The sequence below is a fragment of the Pseudorhodobacter sp. E13 genome, assembly GCF_003991405.1.
Taxonomy (GTDB): Bacteria; Pseudomonadota; Alphaproteobacteria; order Rhodobacterales; family Rhodobacteraceae; genus Pseudorhodobacter.
Genome location: NZ_RPEN01000060.1, coordinates 1 through 292, shown reverse-complemented (window position 1 = coordinate 292; position 292 = coordinate 1). Strand labels below are relative to the sequence as shown.

Below are 292 nucleotides of genomic sequence, written 5' to 3'. Positions count from 1 at the left end.
GATGCCGTATTTGGCCTTCAAGAACTGTTCGATCTTGATGCGGTAAGCGGCCATGGCGGTGCTGCCCAGGTCGGTATCGGTCAGCCCGCAGATGCCCACCAAACCGCGCATGGCGTTAAGCATCTGCCATTCACCGGCTCTGTAGCCGATATCAAACACACCGACTTCGGTGGGATTGTCACCGGCCAACACGCCGTCACGGAACACCTTCAGCCCTCCGGTGGCCGAGAAGGTCACCATCAGCAAGGTCGTGACATTGGTGAACCCGCTGCTGAGCAGCGCGGAAGACCGG

General features: G+C 59.9%; 1 protein-coding gene. It reads right to left on the bottom strand.

The window, feature by feature from the left end; translation table 11 throughout:
• Nucleotides 1-292 (bottom strand): hypothetical protein (locus EGN72_RS19030; protein ID WP_158623088.1); only part of this gene is annotated, 292 nt, incomplete at both ends.